The following is a 2607-nucleotide window of genomic DNA, read 5'->3' as shown; positions in this document are numbered from 1 at the left end:
GCCGATGCTTGAAGCGTAGCGGAAAGCGGTCGGCTGGAATGATAAGTTATGCATTGATTGTTACTTTGTTTCGGTTATCAACACGTTAGGATTTGCTGGGTCGTAAAAGAAATAGGTATAGAACTCAACCGGCTTGCCATTATCGAGTTTCGGTGAATACCCCTTATCAAGGATAAATTTCTTAGCCGCATCTACATATACTGGTGGAACAGACACATCAACTGGAGCTACGCCGCCAGATATTGGATCAGTGACGCGGGCAACCCGCACTGAACGAACAGACCCATTGACCTCCACCACAATACCAAAGATTACGCTATATAGTTTCTTGGCTTTTCCTGTAACGTAGCTCGGAGAATTGGACGACTTCGCTAGGACAGTACCGGCCAGAAGCATCGCAAGGATTCCCCAGAACTTTATCCAATTCGTCGTATTACGCCCCATTCGTGGCTCCATATTGGTTGACTGCATAACGCTCCACATAACAGGAAAAATAAAGAGGAGTGAGCTATAGCGAACGTAGCTTTATTTTTTCCATGTTGATGTGGTTGTTATAAGGCAATTTACAAATTTGCGGCAAATACTAATAATCCGAATCCTGTAATTAAAAACACTGTGAAAACAAGCCACTCTTTGGCGTTCACTAGGTGTAGTTGAATATTTTCTGTGAATTCCTTGTTTTCAGATTCAAGCCGTTGACTGTGTTTTTTGATTAAAAATCTGAGTCCAAACATCCAAACGGAGAAGGCTACTACAAGCGCCGCTAGTTTATACGGTGGAAGTTTATTTATTACATTGATTAGAAGTTGTATCCCATCCATATATCTTCAGGCCCTGCTTTATAACGCTAAGCTAACGGGCGCGTAGCGAAGCGGAGCGTCCCTTTGAGCGACGTGTTATGTGTGATCATGCTTGCTCCGGTGTGCAATAGACCAAAATGGCATCGCCTTTTTCAAGTGCGGACAAATAGCAGGAGCGTTCAGGCTCTCCCTTTCGCTCCGCTGTATCAAAGGGCAAAGTTCCAGCTTTTAATATCTCAACCTGAGACCACCCGCAATTTAGCGCCACGAGTTCTGCCGCCTCCCAGTCGTGAGCAGAGCCAAGCGACTGCCGTACGTAGATATGCATTGCGTGACGCTGACCAGTAGGAAAGCGTTCTACATCTGACGAAGTGGCTTTTGCCAAAAAAATATGGACTTCAGCTATCATGACACATAACGTAATGTATACGACATCGCTTGTCCTATAATCCAGGGCATAATGTCGTATAATCCTTTTTTCATGATGGCAAGTTATTGTTTGTGAAAGAATTCGCTCGGGCAAACGGGACACGTTATGGAAACAAATACGACATCGGCACCGCCAAAAAAACGACTGGATCAGGTACGCGATAAAATTCGTTTCAAGCACTACGGCCTGAGTACCGAGGATACCGACGTGTCCTGGATTAAGCAATTTATTTTGTTTAACGCCAAGCGTCATCCGACGAAGATGGGCGCGGCCGAAGTCGAACGGTTCTTGACCTATCTGGCAACCGAGCGGCATGTCTCCAGTTCCACGCAAAATCAGGCTTTGTCGGCCATTCTGTTTTTGTATCGCGACGTGCTAGCGGTGCAATGGCCTTGGTTGGATGGCATGGTCGAGCTTCGCCGGTCATCGGCGGTCTAATTCAACGGTTTATAAGCCCATTTTAGTCGGCACCGCCGCCGGATTTCACCAATCGCAGGCTCCGTAACAAAGAACGCCGGTTAGCTCGCATCCCTTGCCTATAGTCCTGTTCGAATAACGCCAGTTGCCAGCCAGCGCTTGGCACTCGGATGCCATCCAACGCCTGTTAGCGTTCTAGTAAACAATGTAGCGCGTGTTTCTGAATTTAGCCTACGCTTTTCATCTGCGGACTGCCCCATCGTCCGCCGTATCAGCCACGCCCAAAGGAGCCCGACATGAACCAGCATCTGATTTCTTTAAGCCTTTCCGATAATGATCTGAACGATATAGATGCCGCCCTGAAAATATTGGAAGACCGCTTCGCCGGCTTTCTGGTCTTAACCCCGGAAGAGCGTCGCGCCATCCCCAAGATGGGCGATAAAACCGAAGCGTTTTGCCGTCAGACGCTGACGGTGTCCAGCCAAAATACGTCCGCCATTCCGCCCGGTCTGGATACCGCCTCGGCGGAAGCCGATCTGGCGACGCTCGATAGACTCCGCCCTCGCCTGCATCGGCTGCGCGATTTATTGAGCAGAGCCGAAGATACCGACATGGCACTGGGCAGCGATATTTATAGTTTTAGTCTGGATGCTTACGCTTCGTTGAAAATCGCCGGTAAAGGCGCGGGATTGGAAACGCTGCGGCAGGCGATGTCGGTTCGATTTAACCGCGGCGCCAAGCCAAAAACCTAAACCGGCCAGCCTGTCGGCTAAACAAGATAAGTAGGTCAGCCGCCCGGCTCGGCCTTCCGGCACACCAACTAAGCTCAAGTCCATAGCGGAATAGATAAAGGCAAGGCTCGCAAGCTTTGCCGCTAACCCCGCAAGCTTATTCGCAGCACTCGCAAGGTTCCAAGCCTTGCCCGCAAGGTAAATGACTTTGCGGGCAAGGCAATTTTCT

The 2607-nt window shown here is 49.2% G+C and carries 4 protein-coding genes; 2 read left to right on the top strand and 2 right to left on the bottom strand.

Going from position 1 to position 2607, the window contains the following annotated elements:
* Window positions 1-60: 60 nt before the first annotated feature.
* Both BJL95_RS19530 and BJL95_RS19520 read right to left on the bottom strand, forming a co-directional pair.
* Complete coding sequence (locus BJL95_RS19530) at window positions 61-444, bottom strand: hypothetical protein (protein ID WP_071158574.1); 384 nt, start codon at window positions 442-444, stop codon at window positions 61-63.
* 462 nt (window positions 445-906) lie between these two features.
* Entirely contained in the window at window positions 907-1209 is a 303-nt protein-coding gene (locus tag BJL95_RS19520) for a hypothetical protein (RefSeq protein WP_071160371.1), read from the bottom strand.
* 126 nt (window positions 1210-1335) lie between these two features.
* On the opposite strand from BJL95_RS19520, the gene BJL95_RS19515 reads away from it, so the two are divergent.
* Window positions 1336-1668, top strand: a complete 333-nt coding sequence (locus BJL95_RS19515; protein ID WP_071160369.1) for a phage integrase N-terminal SAM-like domain-containing protein — start codon at window positions 1336-1338, stop codon at window positions 1666-1668.
* Window positions 1669-1943: 275 nt separating this feature from the next.
* On the top strand, window positions 1944-2399 hold the full coding sequence (locus BJL95_RS19510) for a hypothetical protein (protein ID WP_071157342.1): 456 nt from the start codon (window positions 1944-1946) through the stop codon (window positions 2397-2399).
* Window positions 2400-2607 lie beyond the last annotated feature (208 nt).

Origin of the sequence: Methylomonas sp. LWB (assembly GCF_001856095.1) — a bacterium.
GTDB classification, from domain to species: domain Bacteria; phylum Pseudomonadota; class Gammaproteobacteria; order Methylococcales; family Methylomonadaceae; genus Methylomonas; species Methylomonas koyamae_A.
Note: the sequence above shows the minus strand (reverse complement) of the source record. Positions and strands in the feature narration are given on the sequence as shown.

What these genes read in the sequence shown, in the direction of transcription:
- BJL95_RS19530 (WP_071158574.1), bottom strand. Translation starts at nt 444, where the DNA reads ATGGGGCGTAATACGACGAATTGGATAAAGTTCTGGGGAATCCTTGCG.
- BJL95_RS19520 (WP_071160371.1), bottom strand. Translation starts at nt 1,209, where the DNA reads ATGATAGCTGAAGTCCATATTTTTTTGGCAAAAGCCACTTCGTCAGAT.
- BJL95_RS19515 (WP_071160369.1), top strand. Translation starts at nt 1,336, where the DNA reads ATGGAAACAAATACGACATCGGCACCGCCAAAAAAACGACTGGATCAG.
- BJL95_RS19510 (WP_071157342.1), top strand. Translation starts at nt 1,944, where the DNA reads ATGAACCAGCATCTGATTTCTTTAAGCCTTTCCGATAATGATCTGAAC.